15 protein-coding genes are annotated in these 16,385 nt (G+C 73.9%); 3 read left to right on the top strand and 12 right to left on the bottom strand.

The genetic code is table 11. From position 1 onward, the window contains the following. Positions 1 to 6: 6 nt before the first annotated feature. From IG63_RS0108360 to IG63_RS0108350, 3 genes are all read right to left on the bottom strand, one after another. Positions 7 to 300 (bottom strand): WXG100 family type VII secretion target, encoded by a 294-nt coding sequence (locus tag IG63_RS0108360; protein ID WP_030483918.1) that lies wholly within the window; start codon positions 298 to 300, stop codon positions 7 to 9. A gap of 31 nt (positions 301 to 331) precedes the next feature. Beyond that, positions 332 to 631, bottom strand: a complete 300-nt coding sequence (locus IG63_RS0108355; RefSeq protein WP_211249252.1) for a WXG100 family type VII secretion target — start codon at positions 629 to 631, stop codon at positions 332 to 334. Positions 632 to 853: 222 nt separating this feature from the next. Next, complete coding sequence (locus IG63_RS0108350) at positions 854 to 2,308, bottom strand: hypothetical protein (protein WP_030483916.1); 1,455 nt, start codon at positions 2,306 to 2,308, stop codon at positions 854 to 856. A 229-nt stretch (positions 2,309 to 2,537) separates the two neighbouring features. On the opposite strand from IG63_RS0108350, the gene IG63_RS0108345 reads away from it, so the two are divergent. After that, entirely contained in the window at positions 2,538 to 6,533 is a 3,996-nt protein-coding gene (locus IG63_RS0108345) for a type VII secretion protein EccC (RefSeq protein ID WP_030483915.1), read from the top strand. Positions 6,534 to 6,539: 6 nt separating this feature from the next. Here the strand turns inward: IG63_RS0108345 and IG63_RS0108340 are convergent, their stop codons facing one another. From IG63_RS0108340 to IG63_RS0108305, 8 genes are all read right to left on the bottom strand, one after another. After that, positions 6,540 to 6,728, bottom strand: coding sequence for a hypothetical protein (locus IG63_RS0108340; RefSeq protein WP_030483914.1), 189 nt, complete (start codon positions 6,726 to 6,728; stop codon positions 6,540 to 6,542). Beyond that, positions 6,725 to 7,171 carry an SRPBCC family protein gene (locus IG63_RS0108335; protein ID WP_030483913.1) on the bottom strand — a complete coding sequence of 149 codons (447 nt, stop codon included), beginning with the start codon at positions 7,169 to 7,171 and terminating at the stop codon, positions 6,725 to 6,727. The genes IG63_RS0108340 and IG63_RS0108335 overlap by 4 nt, the downstream gene beginning before the upstream one ends. Then, positions 7,171 to 8,079 carry a phosphoribosylaminoimidazolesuccinocarboxamide synthase gene (locus IG63_RS0108330; protein WP_030483912.1) on the bottom strand — a complete coding sequence of 303 codons (909 nt, stop codon included), beginning with the start codon at positions 8,077 to 8,079 and terminating at the stop codon, positions 7,171 to 7,173. Before IG63_RS0108330 ends, IG63_RS0108335 begins: the two co-directional genes overlap by 1 nt. Before the next feature lie 141 nt (positions 8,080 to 8,220). Next, entirely contained in the window at positions 8,221 to 8,364 is a 144-nt protein-coding gene (locus tag IG63_RS22610; RefSeq protein WP_157210076.1) for a hypothetical protein, read from the bottom strand. A 123-nt stretch (positions 8,365 to 8,487) separates the two neighbouring features. Then, positions 8,488 to 10,080 (bottom strand): M28 family metallopeptidase, encoded by a 1,593-nt coding sequence (locus IG63_RS0108320; protein ID WP_030483911.1) that lies wholly within the window; start codon positions 10,078 to 10,080, stop codon positions 8,488 to 8,490. Between the two features lie 103 nt (positions 10,081 to 10,183). Then, positions 10,184 to 11,602, bottom strand: coding sequence for an adenylosuccinate lyase (gene purB / locus IG63_RS0108315; protein WP_030483910.1), 1,419 nt, complete (start codon positions 11,600 to 11,602; stop codon positions 10,184 to 10,186). An 11-nt stretch (positions 11,603 to 11,613) separates the two neighbouring features. Beyond that, positions 11,614 to 12,855, bottom strand: a complete 1,242-nt coding sequence (purD, locus tag IG63_RS0108310; protein ID WP_030483909.1) for a phosphoribosylamine--glycine ligase — start codon at positions 12,853 to 12,855, stop codon at positions 11,614 to 11,616. A gap of 22 nt (positions 12,856 to 12,877) precedes the next feature. After that, positions 12,878 to 13,330, bottom strand: coding sequence for a MarR family winged helix-turn-helix transcriptional regulator (locus tag IG63_RS0108305; RefSeq protein WP_030483908.1), 453 nt, complete (start codon positions 13,328 to 13,330; stop codon positions 12,878 to 12,880). A gap of 73 nt (positions 13,331 to 13,403) precedes the next feature. On the opposite strand from IG63_RS0108305, the gene IG63_RS0108300 reads away from it, so the two are divergent. After that, the gene (locus IG63_RS0108300) at positions 13,404 to 13,991 is read left to right on the top strand and encodes a maleylpyruvate isomerase family mycothiol-dependent enzyme (protein ID WP_030483907.1); all 588 of its coding nucleotides are present in this window, start codon (positions 13,404 to 13,406) and stop codon (positions 13,989 to 13,991) included. Here IG63_RS0108300 and IG63_RS0108295 read toward each other — a convergent pair. After that, positions 13,981 to 15,264, bottom strand: coding sequence for an adenylosuccinate synthase (locus IG63_RS0108295; protein ID WP_030483906.1), 1,284 nt, complete (start codon positions 15,262 to 15,264; stop codon positions 13,981 to 13,983). The genes IG63_RS0108300 and IG63_RS0108295 overlap by 11 nt on opposite strands. A 209-nt stretch (positions 15,265 to 15,473) precedes the next feature. On the opposite strand from IG63_RS0108295, the gene IG63_RS0108285 reads away from it, so the two are divergent. Beyond that, complete coding sequence (locus IG63_RS0108285) at positions 15,474 to 16,385, top strand: diacylglycerol/lipid kinase family protein (RefSeq protein ID WP_030483905.1); 912 nt, start codon at positions 15,474 to 15,476, stop codon at positions 16,383 to 16,385.

The following is a 16,385-nucleotide window of genomic DNA, read 5'->3' as shown; positions in this document are numbered from 1 at the left end:
GGTGACTCAGGCCCAGCGGCCCGCGTTGGCCTTCTCGGTCGCCTGGTAGTCGGCGTTGGAGGTGGCCACGGCGGTGCCGATCTCGCCCAGCAGCAGCTTGATGTCGCGCATGCCCTGGTCCCACTTGGCCTTGCAGGCGATGTAGGCGGCCTGCGCCTCGCCCTCCCAGCTCGCACGCATGGGGGCCAGCTCGGACTCCAGCTGGTCGATGCGCGCCTCGAGCTTGTTGGCGGACCCGGCGATGTCGGCCGAGGCAGCCTCGAGGCTGCCGAACTGGACCTTGAGGTTTCCGGTGTTCATCTGATGTCTCCCGTGGTCTGGTGGTGCGCGCTCAGCCGATGCGGCTGTCGAAGTTGGTGAAGGTGGCCTGCTGCGACTCGTCGGTCGCGTTGTAGGTCTGCTCCGAGCCACGGAGGTTGGCCTCGAACTCGTCGAGCGCCGAGGTGATCTTGCGAGCACTCTCGTCCCACCGGGTCATGGTGTTCTGGAAGGCCGCCGAGCCGCCACCCTGCCACTGGGCACCGATGCCGGCGAGCTTGCCCCGCAGACCGGTGAGCTCCTGGTCGAGCTCGCCACGGGCGGTGGCGACCAGGCCTGCTCCGCGCTCGAGAGCGCCGTCTTCCTTGTTCATTCCGCTGGCCATGAGTCCGCCAGCCCCCTTTCGTCGTCCCTACGGGATTCCGAGTCCGTCCCGGCCCGCGCAGTGCGCCCCCCTGTGGAGCACGTGGGTTGGATCACGTCGGACGATATCCGCCCGAGTTGTCCCCCAAACCTGAACCCGTGAATTGTTTCCCGCCGCGCCGGGGGAACTCACCGAAGTGGCGAGAACCCGCCACGCACCTGGGTCTGATCATCAGCTGAACGACGTCCTCACCAGGTCGAAGAGGCCGGTCGCCAGGGGCACCAGCGCCAGCACGAAGACACCCGCCAGCGTCTCGAGCACCTCCCCCGTGCGCGCCCACCAGACCGAGCGCCAGCCCTGACCGAGCTTGACGGCGCCGAGCACGACCGCCGGGACGACGAGCGCGAGCCCGGCGAAGACGTACCACCGCCAGGTCTCCCCCAGCAGCGCCAGCAGGGCGGCACCGCTGAGCGCCAGCAGCCAGCAGGAGGTCAGCCCCAGCAGCAGCCGCGGCCAGCGCGAGCGGAAGGTGCGGGCCACCAGGCCGAAGGAGCCGCCGCCGAGGGCGACCATGGCCAGGCCGCCGAGCGCCGTCCAGGCGGTGCGGTCGTCACCGGTGCCGAGCACCACGGCCGAGCCGGAGACCGAGGCGACGCCGGCCGCGACGAGCACGCCGGCGAGCACGGTGCGGCGGCTGCGCGCCACGACGTCGCGCACCATCGGCGTCCGCACCTGGTGGCGCTTGCGGCCGCCCTGGGGGGTGTCGCGAGCCGACCACGCGGTGACCGCGAGCCGGTCGAGGTCGAGCAGCACGTCGTCGTCGACGTCGACGGCCATCGCGGGCAGCAGCCGCGTCGCGACCACCGTCAGTGCGAAGGCCGACACGGCGAGGGCCAGCAGGCTGGCCCCTAGCAGCAGCCACAGCACGGCGCCGGCCGACGCGGCGGCGCCCACCACCAGCCAGGCGCGTAGCACCTGCTCGCCCTCGGTCTCCGCTCCCGTGCGGCCGACCGCCGCCACGACGCCGGCGCTGAGACCGCCCACGGCGAGGCCGAGGAGCACCCCTCCGGGGCCGGGCGCGTAGCCGAGCGCGAAGCCCGCGGCCGCGGCGAAGGCCGGGGCGGCCACGTAGACGGGAGCGTCGGAGGTGCCGTGCCGCGCCGTGCGCAGGGCCACCGCGAGGGCGCCCACGACCAGCACGGCCGCCGCCGCCGGCCGCAGCCAGGCGGGCGTCTCGGCCGAGCCGCTGCTCACCGCCGCGATCACCGCGGCCGCGAGCGAGACCAGGCAGGCGAGCACCAGGACGGCCCGCGGGTCCGAGCCGGCCAGCCGCGGGGGGCGCCGTACGACGACGCTCTCGGGGGCCTCACCGGCGGCCTCGGACGGGCCGTCGTCGGTGACCGCCACCAGCAGGGCGCCCTGGTCGACCACGTCGTCGAGGTCGGTCGCGGCGTCGAGCAGCGCGCCGCTCGGCCTGGCGAGCCGCGGCGAGGTGCCCTCCAGGCCGACCTCGGCGGCGTAGGTCTCGGCGAGCGCGGCGACGTCGGTGCCGAAGGGCACCACCAGGTCGGTGCGGCCGGCGGCCCCCTGCACCGTCACGCGCAGCGCCGTGTCGACGCCGTGCGTCGGCCTGACCGACGGCGTGGCGCCCGTCGGACCGTCGCCACCGCGCGCCTGCGTCGTCATCGTCCCCCCGTGGTCGCCGTGTGGTGCCCGGCGCAGCCCGTCCGTCGCCTCGCGCGGTCTGTCCGGAAGATACGTTCTGCCCCCGCAGGTCCGCCTGGCACCTATCATCATGCCGCAGGGGGCGCGGCTCACGTCGCGAGATCGCCAGACCCGTCCCGACGCGCAGCACCCGGTCCCGCCGCAGGCCGCAGGAGACCGCCGACGTGACAGGAGCAGCACCGTGACCGCCATGTTGGGCTCCGACCGCACGCTGCAGGTGCCCGAGCTGCCGCACGGCACGCTGCACCTCGAGCCGCCACCGGAGCTGGAGCCCCACGAGGGTGCGGGCGGGGTGCTGATGATGGCCCTGCCGATGCTCGGCAGCGTCGGCGCGATCGTCTTCGTCGCGGCCGGTGGGTCCGGCAACGCCGGCCCCGGGCGCTACATCGCCTCGGGCATGTTCCTGGTCGCGATGCTCGGCTTCGTCTTCGTCCAGATCGACCGCCAGCGCAAGCAGCGCAGCCAGAAGGTCTCCGGAGGTCGCCGCGAGTACCTGCGCTACCTCGCCGGCGTGCGCAAGACGGTGCGGGCGGCCGCCGACCAGCAGCGGCGCAGCCTGACGTGGCGCTTCCCCGACCCCGAGTCGCTCCCGGCGCTGGCCGAGGACCGCACCCGGCTGTGGGAGCGCGGCAGCGACGACCCGGAGTTCCTGCAGGTGCGCTACGGCGTCGCCCCCCAGGAGCTCGCCCTGCAGCTGGTGGCGCCGGAGACCGCGCCGATCGACCAGCTCGACCCCGTCTCGGCCTCGGCGCTGCACCGGCTGATCGCCGTGCACCGGGTGCAGCCCGACCTGCCCGCAGCCCTCAAGCTCGGGGCCTTCAGCCGCATCGAGGTCACCGGCGACGCCGATCGCGCGCGGGCGCTGGCCCGGGCCACGGTGTGCTCGGCCACCGCCGCGCACGCACCCGACGACGTGATGGTGGCCGTGCTGACCTCGCCGGAGGCGCTGGCCCACTGGGAGTGGGTCAAGTGGCTGCCCCACGCGCACAGCCCGGAGCAGCACGACGCGCTCGGTCGCAGCCGCATGGTCAGCGACTCGCTCCCCGACCTCTTCGAGATGCTGCCCAAGGACGTGCGCGACCGTCCGCGCTTCTCCCACGAGCCCCGCGACACCACGCCCCACCTGGTGCTCGTGGTCGACGGCGTCACGCTCCCGCCGGGCAACAGCGTGCTGCCCGACGAGGGTCTCGACGGCGTCACCGTGCTCGAGCTGCCCGCCTCGTGGGGCGAGCTCGACGACCCGAGCCGGCTGCGCCTGCACCTGGAGCCCGCCGTGCTTCCCAGCGGCCGCGTGCCGCTGACCGCCGTGCGGCTGCGTGAGCAGCCCGCCCGCGCCGCCGGCGACCAGATGTCGGTCGCCGCCGCGGAGGCCTTCGCCCGACGGCTCGCACCGCTGGAGGCGCACGAGGGACCGGCTCGGGAGGACCCGACCAAGGCCACGCCCGAGCTGCTCGACCTCCTCGGCCTCGGCGACGTGCACGACCTCGACCTGGCACAGGCCTGGACGCCGCGTCCTGCACGCGACCGGCTGCGCGTGCCGATCGGCGTCGGCGACAACGGCCAGCCGATCCACCTCGACATCAAGGAGTCGGCGCAGCAGGGCATGGGGCCCCACGGCCTCGTGATCGGCGCGACCGGCTCCGGCAAGTCGGAGTTCCTGCGCACCCTGGTCCTGGGCCTGCTGGCCACGCACTCCAGCGAGACGCTCAACATGGTGCTCGTCGACTTCAAGGGCGGCGCCACCTTCGCCGGGCTGGCCGAGGCGCCGCACGTCTCGGCGGTCATCACCAACCTCGAGGGCGAGCTCACCCTGGTCGACCGGATGCAGGACGCCCTGTCCGGCGAGATGGTGCGCCGCCAGGAGCTGCTCCGCGCCGCGGGCAACTACGCCTCGCTGCGCGACTACGAGAAGGCCAGGGCGGCCGGCGCCGACCTCGTCCCACTGCCCAGCCTCTTCATCTGCGTCGACGAGTTCTCGGAGATGCTCTCGGCCAAGCCCGACTTCATCGAGCTCTTCGTGGCCATCGGCCGCCTGGGCCGCTCGCTCGGCATCCACCTGCTGCTGGCCAGCCAGCGCCTCGAGGAGGGGCGGCTGCGCGGCCTGGAGAGCCACCTCTCCTACCGGGTCGGGCTGCGGACCTTCTCGGGCCAGGAGTCGCGCGCGGTCATCGGCGTGCCCGACGCCTACGAGCTGCCGCCCGTGCCGGGCCTGGGCTACCTCAAGCCCGACCAGGCGACGCTGCTGCGCTTCAAGGCCAGCTACGTCTCCGGGCCGCCGCCGCGTCGCGCCCGGCGCAAGGGCAGCGCCGGCACCGGCCAGACCGCGATCCTGCCCTTCACGAGCGGGCACGTGCTGCCGCCGCGCGCCGCGGTGGAGCAGCAGCAGGCCGACGACCTCGTGGTCCCGCCGCAGGAGACCAGCGACAGCCGCTCGATCCTCGACATCGCCGTCGACACGATGGTGGGTCAGGGTCCGGAGGCCCACCAGGTGTGGCTGCCCCCGCTGGAGCAGCCCGAGACCCTCGACCAGCTGATGCCCGACCTGACCGCCGATGCCGAGCACGGGCTGCACTCGCCCGCCTGGCGCGCTCGCGGCGGGCTCGTCGTGCCGCTCGGCATCGTCGACCGGCCCCGCGAGCAGCGCCGCGACGTGCTCGAGGCCGACCTCACCGGCGCCGGCGGCCACGTGGCGGTCGTCGGCGGTCCGCGCAGCGGCAAGAGCACGATGCTGCGCACCCTGGTCACCGGCGTCGCGATGGCGACCACGCCGCGGGAGTCGCAGTTCTACGTGCTCGACTTCGGCGGCGGCACCTTCGCCCCGCTGGCCGGGCTACCCCACGTGGCCGGCGTGGCGACCCGCTCCGAGCCCGACGTGGTGCGGCGCACCTTCGCCGAGGTCACCGGCATCGTCGACAAGCGCGAGCGGTACTTCCGCTCCCAGGGCATCGACTCCATCGAGACCTACCGCCGACGTCGTGCCGAGGGCACGGCCGACGACGGCTACGGCGACGTCTTCCTCGTCGTCGACGGCTGGAGCACGCTGCGCTCGGACTTCGACGACCTCGAGATGAGCCTGCAGGTGCTGGCGCAGCGCGGGCTCACCTTCGGCCTGCACCTGCTCACCGCCGCGAGCCGCTGGTCGGACTACCGCGCCGCCATCCGCGACCTCTTCGGCAACCGGCTCGAGCTGCGCCTGGGCGACCCGCTCGACTCCGAGATCGACCGCAAGGTGGCCCAGCTGGTGCCCAGCGGCCGGCCCGGGCGCGGCATCGTGCAGCGCTGGGGCGGCAAGCTGCACTTCCTCGCCGGCCTGCCGCGGATCGACGGCACGCGGGGCGTGCACGACCTCGGCGCCGGGATCGACGACCTCGTCGAGCGCAGCCGCAAGGCCTGGCAGGGACCCGAGGGGCCCAAGCTCCGGCTGCTGCCCGAGCGGATCGACCTGGCCGACGTGCTGGCCCTCGCCGAGCAGCGTCACGGCCTCGGGTCGCCCCACGTCTACCTCGCGCTCGACGAGAAGGACCTCGCCCCGGTCGGGCTCGACGTCGACAGCGAGCCCCACCTGCTGGTCTTCGGCGACTCGCGCTCCGGCAAGAGCGCGCTGCTGCGCACCTACCTGCACGAGGTGATGCGCACCCGCACCCCGAAGCAGGCGCAGATCTTCACCGTCGACTACCGGCGCTCGCTGCTCGGCGAGGTGCCGGAGGACTACCAGGTCGGCTACCTGACCAACGCCAAGCAGACCGAGGAGCAGATCGGCGGGCTGGCGCAGTGGCTGCAGAAGCGGCTGCCGGGGAGCGACATCACCCCGCAGCAGCTGCGCGACCGGTCGTGGTGGACCGGGGCCGACGTCTTCATCGTGGTCGACGACTACGACCTGGTCGTCACCGGCACCACCTCGCCGCTCGCCCCGCTGGTGCCGCTGCTCGGCCAGGCGCGCGACGTCGGCCTGCACCTGGTGGTCGCCCGCCGCTCCGGTGGCGCCTCGCGCGCGCTCTACGAGCCGGTGATCCAGTCGCTGCGCGAGCTGGCGATGCCCGGCGTGCTGCTCTCGGGCGACCCGCAAGAGGGTCAGCTCGTCGGCACGGCCAAGCCCCGCAAGGCCGGAGCCGGCCGGGCGCAGCTCATCACCCGCGACCGCGGCACCGACGTGGTGCAGCTGGCCTGGCGCGAGCCCGAGCTGTAGCGCCCCTCAGCGGGAGCCGCGCACGGCGACGATGCCGAGCGCGACGCCGAAGCCGGCCACGAGCGGGCCGACCACGGCCCACACCGAGCGGCCGGTCATCGGGCTGCCGCCCACGTAGCCGAGTCCCTGGAGCGTCCACAGCAGCCCGGTCAGGAAGACGACGACCGCCAGCACGACCAGCAGCGGGCGCCTCACCGGTGCTGCCGCTCGGAGAGCAGCCGGCCGGCGCGGGCGAGGTCGGAGCGCACCGCCGGCAGGGCGGCGTACGTCGCCAGCCGCAGCACCGGGGCCAGCACGCCGCGGCCCAGGATCGCGAAGGTGACCGTCACCCGGCTGCCGCTCCCGTGCGGCTCGAGCAGCAGCGTCAGGTCGGCGCTGACGCCGCGCCAGCGACCGGTCTCGGCCCACACCTCCCCCGGCTCGTACGCCGTGGTGCACATCTCGGCGACCAGCCCCACGGCCGTGTGGTCGCGCCAGCGCTGGCCCGCGTGGGGCTCGCCGGCGTCGAGCACCTCGACGCGGCGCAGCGACGACTGCCACTCGGGGCGGTGCACCGGGTCGGCCAGGTACGCCGCCGCGACCGCGGGCGGGACGTCGTAGAGCAGCGTGGTGGTGGCCCCGCGCCAGGTCGAGCCCATCAGAACCGCTCCCCGGTGAGGCGCTCGTAGGCCTCGACGTAGCGGGCCCGTGTGCGCTCGGCCACCTCGGGCGGCAGCGCGGGCGGCGGCTCGGTGCCGTGCCGGTCCCAGCCGCTCTCGGGGGAGGTGAGCCAGTTGCGCACCACCTGCTTGTCGTAGGAGGCCTGCACCCGGCCGGGCTGCCAGTCGTCGGCGGGCCAGTAGCGGCTGGAGTCGGGGGTGAGCACCTCGTCGCCGAGCACCACCGTGCCCGGGTCGCCGAGCGTGGCGTCGGTGCGGGTGCCGAACTCGAGCTTGGTGTCGGCGAGCAGGAGGCCGGCCTCGCGGGCGACCTGCTCGGCCCGCGCGTAGACGGCCAGGGTCAGCTCGCGCAGCTCCTCGGCGCTCTCGGTGCCGATGTCGGCGGCGACGCGCTCGAAGCTGACGTTCTCGTCGTGGTCGCCGAGCGCGGCCTTGGTGGCCGGGGTGAAGACCGGCTCCGGCAGCCGGCTGGCCTCGGTCAGCCCGGGGGGCAGCGCCACCCCGCAGACCGCACCGGTGGCCTCGTAGTCGCTCAGCCCGGAGCCGGTGAGGTAGCCCCGCGCGACGCACTCGACCGGCAGCATCGCGAGCTCCTCGCACACCACCGCGCGGCCGCGCACCGCCTCGGGCACGTCGGTCGAGAGCACGTGGTGGGGCACCAGGTCGCGCAGCCGGTCGAACCACCACAGCGAGATCCGGGTCAGGATCTCGCCCTTGTCGGGGATCGGCGTGGCCAGCACGTGGTCGTACGCCGAGATCCGGTCGCTGGCCACCATCAGCAGGCGGCCGGCGTGCGGTCCCTCCTCGAGCCGGTAGAGGTCGCGCACCTTGCCCGAGTGGAGGTGGACGGCGCCGGGGACCTCCGGCGCGGGCGGGATGTGCAGCACCCGGTCAGCGTAGAGGCTGGGGGCCAGCCCGCCGTCCCGGGCGTCGTCGCCGGGGCGCACGAGGCCGCTGCGGACGTGCGACGGGGGACGTGCCGAGTCGGCACGCCCCCCGTCGGAGAAGCTGGTGTGGTCAGCAGCAGCTCAGAGGATGGCCTTGAGGATCGCCTTGTTGGGCGCCTTCGGGGCCGCGTCGGCGGCACCCATCGTCGCGGGCACTGCACTCACGGCAACGGCGACGGTGACGGCCAGCAGAGCGCCACGGATGCCACGGCTCTTGATCTTCATGCGGGTTTCCCTCCCCTTGAGTTGCCGGACCCCGGCGGCCCGGCCACATCTCCACCATAGGTCACTTTGTCCGTTTTGCACTAGTCCTGGGGGAACTTTTCCCACCATGACAGCAAAAGGCACTCACTGTCGAGAGGCGTGCGGGTCGCCCTGGACGGCCTGGCCCCGCATGGTCCGGTGGTCGGCGGCCGTGCGGGCGGTGCCTGCGCCGAGCAGTCGCGTGCTCCGCGCCAGCGTCCAGACGGCGTGCGCGATGGCGTCGGACATCTCGTCGAGCGCCTGCCCGCTGAGGTTGCCGAGGTCGTCGCAGGCCTGGTGGTAGCAGGCGTCGTACGGCTCGCCGGCCGTGCCGCCGAAGACCAGTGCCTCGCGCGGCGTCTTGACGCCCTCGGCGCCGGTGAAGAGGCCGCCGGCCGCGACGCCGTTCTCGATGAAGGGCCCGTAGTCGCTGCGGCCGTCGAAGGCCGTCGGCGCGGTCGCCAGGGCCTTGCTGCGGAAGTAGCTGGTGAAGAGCCGCTCCACCTGGGCCGAGCCGGCGGGACCCTCCGCGCCCAGGCCGGTGGAGTTGTCGCCGTCGTAGACGAAGCGAGCGAAGTTGGGCGAGCCCACCATGTCGAAGTTGAGGTACGCCGCGATGTCGGAGAGGGCGCGCGGGTTGCTGTCGACGAGGTCCTCGACGTAGTGGTAGGCGCCCAGCAGGCCGTTCTCCTCCGCGCCCCACCACGCGAAGCGCACCTTGTTGCGCAGCCGGCTCGGGGAGACCCGGCCCAGCTGCTCGGCGACCTCGAGGATGGCCGCGGAGCCGGAGCCGTTGTCGTTGATGCCCGGCCCCTCGGTGACGCTGTCGAGGTGGGCGCCGGCCATCACGACGTTGCCCGCGCGGCCGCCGGCGGTCTCGGCGAAGACGTTCCAGGTGGTGCGCTCCTCGGTCACGACGTCGGCCTTGACGCGCACCGTCGTGCCGGCGGTCCCGCCGAGGTCGACGCCCGTCGCGAAGTCGGTGCCCACCGCGGGGATGTCGCCCGGCTCGCCGAGGGTGCCGTTGAGCACCGTCGAGCCGGGGTCGCCGTCGACGTCGACGCCGCGGTTGAAGACGATCGCGGCGGCCGCCCCCGCGGCGGCGGCGTTGGCGACCTTGTCGGCGAAGGCGCAGGTGCCGCGCTGCATCAGCGCGACCGAGCCGGCCGGGAAGCCGGCGAAGTCGGCGGCCTCGCAGCCGCTGCTGCTGGTCGACGAGGCGCTCAGGTCGGTGTCGACCACCGTCAGGGCTCCGGTGACGTCGCCGCTGCCCGAGTACTCCATGACGACGAAGTCCTCGCCGTCGACGTAGGTCGTGGGGTTGGGCGAGATGCGCTGCAGCTCGGTCGGGGTGGTCTCGTCGAAGAAGACGAAGGGGAAGCTCTGCACCGTCGGGCGGTAGCCCGCCTTGCGCAGCTTGCCGACCACGTAGTCGCGCGAGGCGGCGTACCCCGGGGTGCCGGAGGCGCGGTTGCCGCCGTTGGCGTCGGCCACGCGCTGCAGCGCGCGCAGGTGCTGCTTGACCCCGGCGGGCTTCACGGCCTTGCGCAGCTGCTGCGACTGGGTCACCACCGCCGGCTCCGCCGGAGCCCAGGAGAAGCGGTCGCGGGCGGGCTTGGCCTCGGCCGGCACGGCACCCCCGACCAGGGCGAGCGAGGTGAGCACCGAGGTGACGGCGAGGGAGCGGGACGGGCGCATGCGGATCCTCCGAGATTCATCACGGTCGGCGCCGACGCACGACCCTGGGCTGAACCTAGGTCCAGATCGATGTCGAGCACAACGGTCGGGGCGAGAGCGTGGCCTAGAGGATCGAGCCCGGGGTGTACGCCGCGGCGTCCGGCTCGGTCTCGAGCAGCTGCTCCACGCGGCGGCACACGGCCGCCACCTGCGAGCGGGCCGCGCCGGTGAAGCCGAGCGGGTCGGCCACGGCCGCGTCGAGCGCGGCCGGGTCGAGACCGAGCCTGTCGTCGACGGCGAGCCGGTCGAAGAGGTCGTTGTCGGCCTGGCCCTCGCGCATCCGCAGCGCCACGCCGACGGCGTGCTCCTTGATGACCTCGTGGGCCTGCTCGCGCCCCGTGCCGTGGCGCACCGCGGCCATGAGCACCTTGGTCGTGGTGAGGAAGGGCAGGTAGCGGTCGAGCTCGCGCTGGACCACCGCGGGGAAGACACCGAACTCGTCGAGCACGGTGAGGAAGGTCTGGAAGAGCCCGTCGGCGGCGAAGAAGGCGTCGGGCAGGGCCACGCGGCGCACCACGGAGCACGAGACGTCGCCCTCGTTCCACTGGTCGCCCGCGAGCTCGCCGACCATGGAGAGCTGGCCGCGCAGCACCACGGCCAGGCCGTTGACGCGCTCGCACGAGCGGGTGTTCATCTTGTGCGGCATCGCCGAGGAGCCGACCTGGCCCTCCTGGAAGCCCTCGGTGACGAGCTCGTGCGCGGCCATCAGCCGGATCGTGGTGGCGAGGTTGGACGGCGCCGCGGCGAGCTGCACCAGCGTCGAGACGACGTCGAAGTCCAGCGAGCGCGGGTAGACCTGGCCGACGCTGGCCAGCACCCGCTCGAAGCCGAGGTGCGCCGCGACGCGCTGCTCGAGCTCCTCGAGGCGGGCCTCGTCGCCGTCGAGCAGGTCGAGCATGTCCTGCGAGGTGCCCATCGGCCCCTTGATGCCGCGCAGCGGGTAGCGCCGCAGCAGGTCGTCGAGCCGCTCGACCGCCACCAGCAGCTCCTCGGCCACGGTGGCGAAGCGCTTGCCCAGGGTCGTGGCCTGCGCCGCGACGTTGTGCGAGCGCCCCGCCATCACCAGCGCGTCGTGCTCGCCGGCCAGCCGCGCCAGCCGGCTCAGCGCCGCGAGGCTGCGGGTGCGCAGCAGCCGCAGGCTGGCGCGCACCTGGAGCTGCTCGACGTTCTCGGTCAGGTCGCGGCTGGTCATGCCCTTGTGCACGTGCTCGTGGCCGGCGAGCGCGCAGAACTCCTCGATGCGCGCCTTGACGTCGTGGCGCGTCATCCGCTCGCGGGCGGCGATGCTGGCGAGGTCGACCTGGTCGACCACCGCCTCGTAGGCCTCGACGACGCCCTCGGGCACGTCGACGCCGAGGTCGCGCTGGGCCCGCAGCACCGCGATCCAGAGGCGCCGCTCGAGCACGATCTTGTGCTCGGGGCTCCAGATCTCGGCCAGGTCGGCGCCGGCGTAGCGGGTGGCCAGGACGTTCGGGACGCTCACGTGCCGCGATCCTACGCGGGCGGCGCTCCGAGCCCGGCGGCGATGTCGGTGCGGTGCTGGGCCCCCGCGAAGGAGACGGCCGCGACCCCGGCGTACGCCGCCTCCCGCGCCGCCTCGAGGTCGGCTCCCGTGGCCGTCACGGCGAGCACCCGGCCGCCGGCCGTCACGAGGTCGTCGCCGCGCCGCGCCGTGCCGGCGTGCACCACGTCGACGCCCTCGGGCAGGGCACCGACGGTGATCACGTCGCCCGACGAGGACGACGCGGGGTAGCCCGCGCTCGCCATCACGACCGCGACCCCCGCACCCGGACGCCAGCGGGGCGGGTCGACCTCGTCGAGCCGACCCTCGGCGGCGGCGCGCAGCAGCGGCGCGAGCGGCGAGTCGAGCAGGGCCAGCAGCGGCTGCGTCTCCGGGTCGCCGAAGCGGGCGTTGAACTCCACCACCCTGACGCCGCGGGCGGTCAGCGCGAGGCCGGCGTAGAGCAGGCCCACGAAGGGGGTGCCGCGACGCGCCATCTCGTCGACCGTGGGCTGCAGCACCCGCTCGAGCACCTCCGCGACCAGGCCCTCGGGCGCCCAGGAGAGCGGGGTGTAGGCGCCCATGCCGCCGGTGTTGGGGCCGGTGTCGCCGTCGCCGATGCGCTTGAAGTCCTGCGCCGGCTGGAGCGCGTAGACGGTGGTGCCGTCGGTGACCGCGAAGAGCGAGACCTCCGGCCCGTCGAGGAACTCCTCCACCACGACCCGCTCGCACGCGGAGCCGTGGGCGAGCGCCGCCTCCCGGTCGTCGGTGACCACGACGCCCTTGCCGGCGGCGAGGCCGTCGTCCTTGACGACGTACGGCGCCCCGAAGGCGTCGAGCGCCTCGGCCACCTGCTCGGGCGTGGTGCACACCCGCGCCATCGCGGTCGGCACCCCGGCCGCGGCCATCACGTCCTTGGCGAAGGCCTTGGAGCCCTCGAGCCGGGCGGCCTCGCGGCTCGGCCCGAAGCAGCTGACGCCGGCCTCGCGCACCGCGTCGGCGACGCCCGCGACGAGCGGGGCCTCCGGGCCGACGACGACCAGGTCGACCCCCAGGTCGACGGCCAGGGCCGCGACCGCCGCGCCGTCGAGCGCGTCGACCTCGTGCAGCGTGGCCACCTCGGCGATGCCGGGGTTGCCGGGCGCCGCGTGCACCTCGCTGACCGAGGGGTCGCGGGAGAGGGCCAGCGCGAGCGCGTGCTCACGTCCGCCGGGGCCGAGGACGAGGACCTTCACGGTCGCCGAGCCTAGTGAGTCCTCACGCCCACGGGTCCACCACCTCGCGCAGCGCCTCGAGCGCGCCGCGCAGGGCGCGGGTGCGCCGAGCGCCCAGGTGGGCCTGCCAGGCGGCGTCGGTCTCGGCCTGCGCCTCCTGCGCGAGCCGGCGCACCTCCCAGCCCCGAGCGGAGAGCCGCACCACGCGACCACGCTGGTCCGCCGGGTCGGGGACGCGCTCGACGTAGCCGCGCCGCTCGAGCTGGTCGACGAGCGCGGTGCCGGTCTGCTTGGTCACCCTGGCCTGCTCGGCGAGGTCGCGCATCCGGGTGCCGTCGGGCGCGATCCGCGCGGTGACGCGAGCCTGGGCGACGGTGAGGTCGTCGAAGCCCGCGGCGTGCAGCCGCGACATCACGTGTGCCTCGGCGTCGCGGAAGGCGATGAAGCAGAGCACCCCGAGCGGGAGGGTGGACCGGTCGGCCGGCTCCTCGGACACGGGCCCTCCTCGTGACAGTGGTCAGAAAGTCGAACGAATATGGTTCGACCATCGTACTACTCGTGGAGGACTCATGGACGACGACACCGTCTGGCGCCACGTCGACGAGCAGCGCCGCGTGGTGGCCGACCTGGCGGCGTCGCTGCGCACCGAGGAGTGGGAGTCACCGTCGCTGTGCGCGGGGTGGCGGGTGCGGGAGGTGCTGGCGCACCTGACGATGGAGGCCACCCCCAAGGTCGTCGTGGTGGAGATGCTGCGGGCCCGGGGCGACTTCGACCGCATGATCGACGGCACCGCCCGTCGGCTCGCCCGCCGCTCGGAGGAGGAGCTGGTGGGTCTGCTCCGCGACCGGGTCGGCAAGCGGCGCACCCCTCCCGGCGGTGCGCCGATGGATCCGCTCGGCGACGTCCTGGTGCACACGCAGGACGTCGTGCGCCCGCTGGGACGTCACCACGCCGTGCCACCCGAGGCCGCCGCGGCGGTCGCGACCCGGATCTGGGAGCGCGGCTTCCCCCACCACGCCCAGCGCCGCCTCGCGGGTCGTCGCCTGGTCGCCACCGACGTCGACTGGGCCGTCGGCGAGGGCGAGGAGGTCCACGCACCGATCGCCGACCTGCTGCTGCTGGTGACCGGGCGGGACCCCTGGCGCGTCAGTCGTTGACGACGATCGTCTGGTCGCGGCCGGGGCCGACGCCGACCGCCCAGAAGGGCGCGCCCGACATCTCCTCGAGCGCCTTGACGTAGCGCTGGGCGTTCTTGGGCAGGTCCTCGAAGCGGCGGCAGCCGGAGATGTCCTCCCACCAGCCGTCGAGGTACTCGTAGACCGGGGTGGCGGCGTGGAACTCCGTCTGCGTCAGCGGCATCTCGTCGTGACGGACGCCGTCGACGTCGTAGGCCACGCAGACCGGCACCCGCTCCCAGCTCGAGAGCACGTCGAGCTTGGTCATGAAGAGCTCGGTGAGGCCGTTGACGCGCGTCGCGTAGCGGGCGACCACGGCGTCGTACCAGCCGCAGCGGCGGTCGCGACCGGTCGAGACGCCGACCTCGCCACCGACCTTCCACAGCTTCTCGCCGTCGGCGTCGAAGAGCTCGGTCGGGAAGGGGCCCGAGCCGACGCGGGTCGTGTAGGCCTTGATCACGCCGATGACCCGGTCGATGCGGGTGGGGCCGACGCCGGCGCCGGTGCAGACGCCGCCGGCGACCGGGCTGCTGCTCGTCACGAAGGGGTAGGTGCCGTGGTCGACGTCGAGCATCGTGGCCTGCGCGCCCTCGAAGAGCACGGTCTCGTCGCGGTCGAGCGCCTGGTTGAGCAGCAGCGAGGTGTCGCGGACCATCGGCGCCAGCCGGTCGGCGTACGACCGGAGGTCCTCGACGACCTCCTCGACGGTGATCGCGCGGCGGTTGTAGACCTTGGTGAGCAGGTGGTTCTTGACCTCCAGCGCGGCCTCGACCTTCTCGCCGAGGATCTTCTCGTCGAAGAGGTCGGCCACCCGGATGCCGACGCGGTTGATCTTGTCGGCGTACGCCGGCCCGATGCCGCGGCCGGTGGTGCCGATCTTGTTCTTGCCCAGGAAGCGCTCGGTGACCTTGTCGATCGTGGAGTGGTAGGACGCGATCACGTGCGCGTTGCCGCTGATCACCAGCTCGCCCAGGGAGACGTCGCGCGCGGTCAGGGCGTCGAGCTCGCGGAAGAGCGCCTCCGGGCTGACCACCACGCCGTTGCCGATGACGTTGGTGCAGCCGGGGGTCAGGATGCCGCTGGGCAGCAGGTGGGTGGCGAACTTCTCGCCGTCGACCACGATGGTGTGGCCGGCGTTGTGCCCCCCGGAGGTGCGCACGCAGAAGTCGATGGACTGCTGGGTGGTGAGCAGGTCGGTGGCCTTGCCCTTGCCCTCGTCACCCCACTGGGCTCCGAGCACGACGATCGCAGGCATGTGTGCACCCCTCCATCAGCGGGTGTCGAGAACGGCTGGCACCTGAGGACTCTCGGGCTGGGCGGAGCTCCGGCAGGCGACGGCTCCGGCAACGTCACCGGGCTCGTCCGCCGGGTCACGTTACCGGCTGCCGGGTCGCTCGTCACACCGAGCGCGCGGGTTGGGACGTCGGGCTGCCGTGGTCGCGCCCCCTCTACTACGGTGACGGGATGGAGCCCGTCCTCGTGATCGCCAACGCCGAGGCGGGCGGCGAGGAGCAGGAGTCGCTCCGCCTGGCACTCGAGGTGCTGCGCGCCAAGGCCGACGTCGAGGTCGCCCGCACCAGCAACCCCGGCGAGCTCGACGGCGTGCTGCACCGCGCCGGCGGCCGGCTGCTCGTGGCGGCCGGCGGCGACGGCAGCCTGCACGCCGTGGTCGCCGCGCTGCACAAGCGCCGCGAGCTCGGCGAGAGCCGGCTCGGCCTGCTGCCGCTGGGCACGGGCAACGACTTCGCCCGCACGCTGGGGCTCCCGCTGGAGCCGCAGGCGGCGGCGGAGGCGCTGCTCACCGGTCGAGAGCGCCGCATGGACCTCATCGTCGACGAGCTCGGCCAGGTGGTCGTCAACAGCGTGCACCTCGGGGCCAGCGCGCAGGCGAGCCGGCGCGGTGCCCGCTGGAAGAGGCGGCTCGGCAAGTTCGGCTTCGGCATCCTGGGCTACCCGATCGGGGCCGTGCTCTCGGCGGTGCGCCCGCCGTACGTGCGCCTGCGGATCGAGGTCGACGGCGAGGTGCTGGTCGACGTCGCCGACCCCGTCCTGATGGTGGCGGTGGGCAACGGCACCAGCGTCGGCGGCGGCACCGAGCTCACCCCCGAGGCCGACCCGGGCGACGCCCGGCTCGACGTGATGGTCTCGCGCGCGATCGGCCCGCTGGAGCGCTTCGGCTACGTCTGGAAGCTGACCCGCGGCACCCACGAGGAGCGCGAGGACGTGCTCACCGCGCGCGGTCGCACGGTCACCGTCAGCGGCGAGGAGTTCTACCTCTCGGCCGACGGTGAGATCGACGGCCCGGAGCGCCGGCGCACCTGGCGGCTCGAGCCGGCGGCGTACCGGATCCTGGTGCCGGGCGCCCCGCAGGCCTGA

The organism is Nocardioides aequoreus, from assembly GCF_000720335.1.
Classification (GTDB): domain Bacteria; phylum Actinomycetota; class Actinomycetes; order Propionibacteriales; family Nocardioidaceae; genus Marmoricola; species Marmoricola aequoreus.
This window is presented reverse-complemented; position numbering and strand designations above follow the sequence as displayed.

Excerpts from the sequence above, each read along its gene's own strand:
- IG63_RS0108320 (WP_030483911.1), bottom strand. The coding sequence starts at position 10,080 with ATGCGCCCGTCCCGCTCCCTCGCCGTCACCTCGGTGCTCACCTCGCTC.
- IG63_RS0108355 (WP_211249252.1), bottom strand. The coding sequence starts at position 631 with ATGAACAAGGAAGACGGCGCTCTCGAGCGCGGAGCAGGCCTGGTCGCC.
- IG63_RS0108335 (WP_030483913.1), bottom strand. The coding sequence starts at position 7,171 with ATGGGCTCGACCTGGCGCGGGGCCACCACCACGCTGCTCTACGACGTC.
- IG63_RS0108345 (WP_030483915.1), top strand. The coding sequence starts at position 2,538 with ATGTTGGGCTCCGACCGCACGCTGCAGGTGCCCGAGCTGCCGCACGGC.
- IG63_RS0108350 (WP_030483916.1), bottom strand. The coding sequence starts at position 2,308 with ATGACGACGCAGGCGCGCGGTGGCGACGGTCCGACGGGCGCCACGCCG.
- IG63_RS0108300 (WP_030483907.1), top strand. The coding sequence starts at position 13,404 with ATGGACGACGACACCGTCTGGCGCCACGTCGACGAGCAGCGCCGCGTG.
- IG63_RS0108295 (WP_030483906.1), bottom strand. The coding sequence starts at position 15,264 with ATGCCTGCGATCGTCGTGCTCGGAGCCCAGTGGGGTGACGAGGGCAAG.
- IG63_RS0108360 (WP_030483918.1), bottom strand. The coding sequence starts at position 300 with ATGAACACCGGAAACCTCAAGGTCCAGTTCGGCAGCCTCGAGGCTGCC.
- IG63_RS22610 (WP_157210076.1), bottom strand. The coding sequence starts at position 8,364 with ATGAAGATCAAGAGCCGTGGCATCCGTGGCGCTCTGCTGGCCGTCACC.
- IG63_RS0108285 (WP_030483905.1), top strand. The coding sequence starts at position 15,474 with ATGGAGCCCGTCCTCGTGATCGCCAACGCCGAGGCGGGCGGCGAGGAG.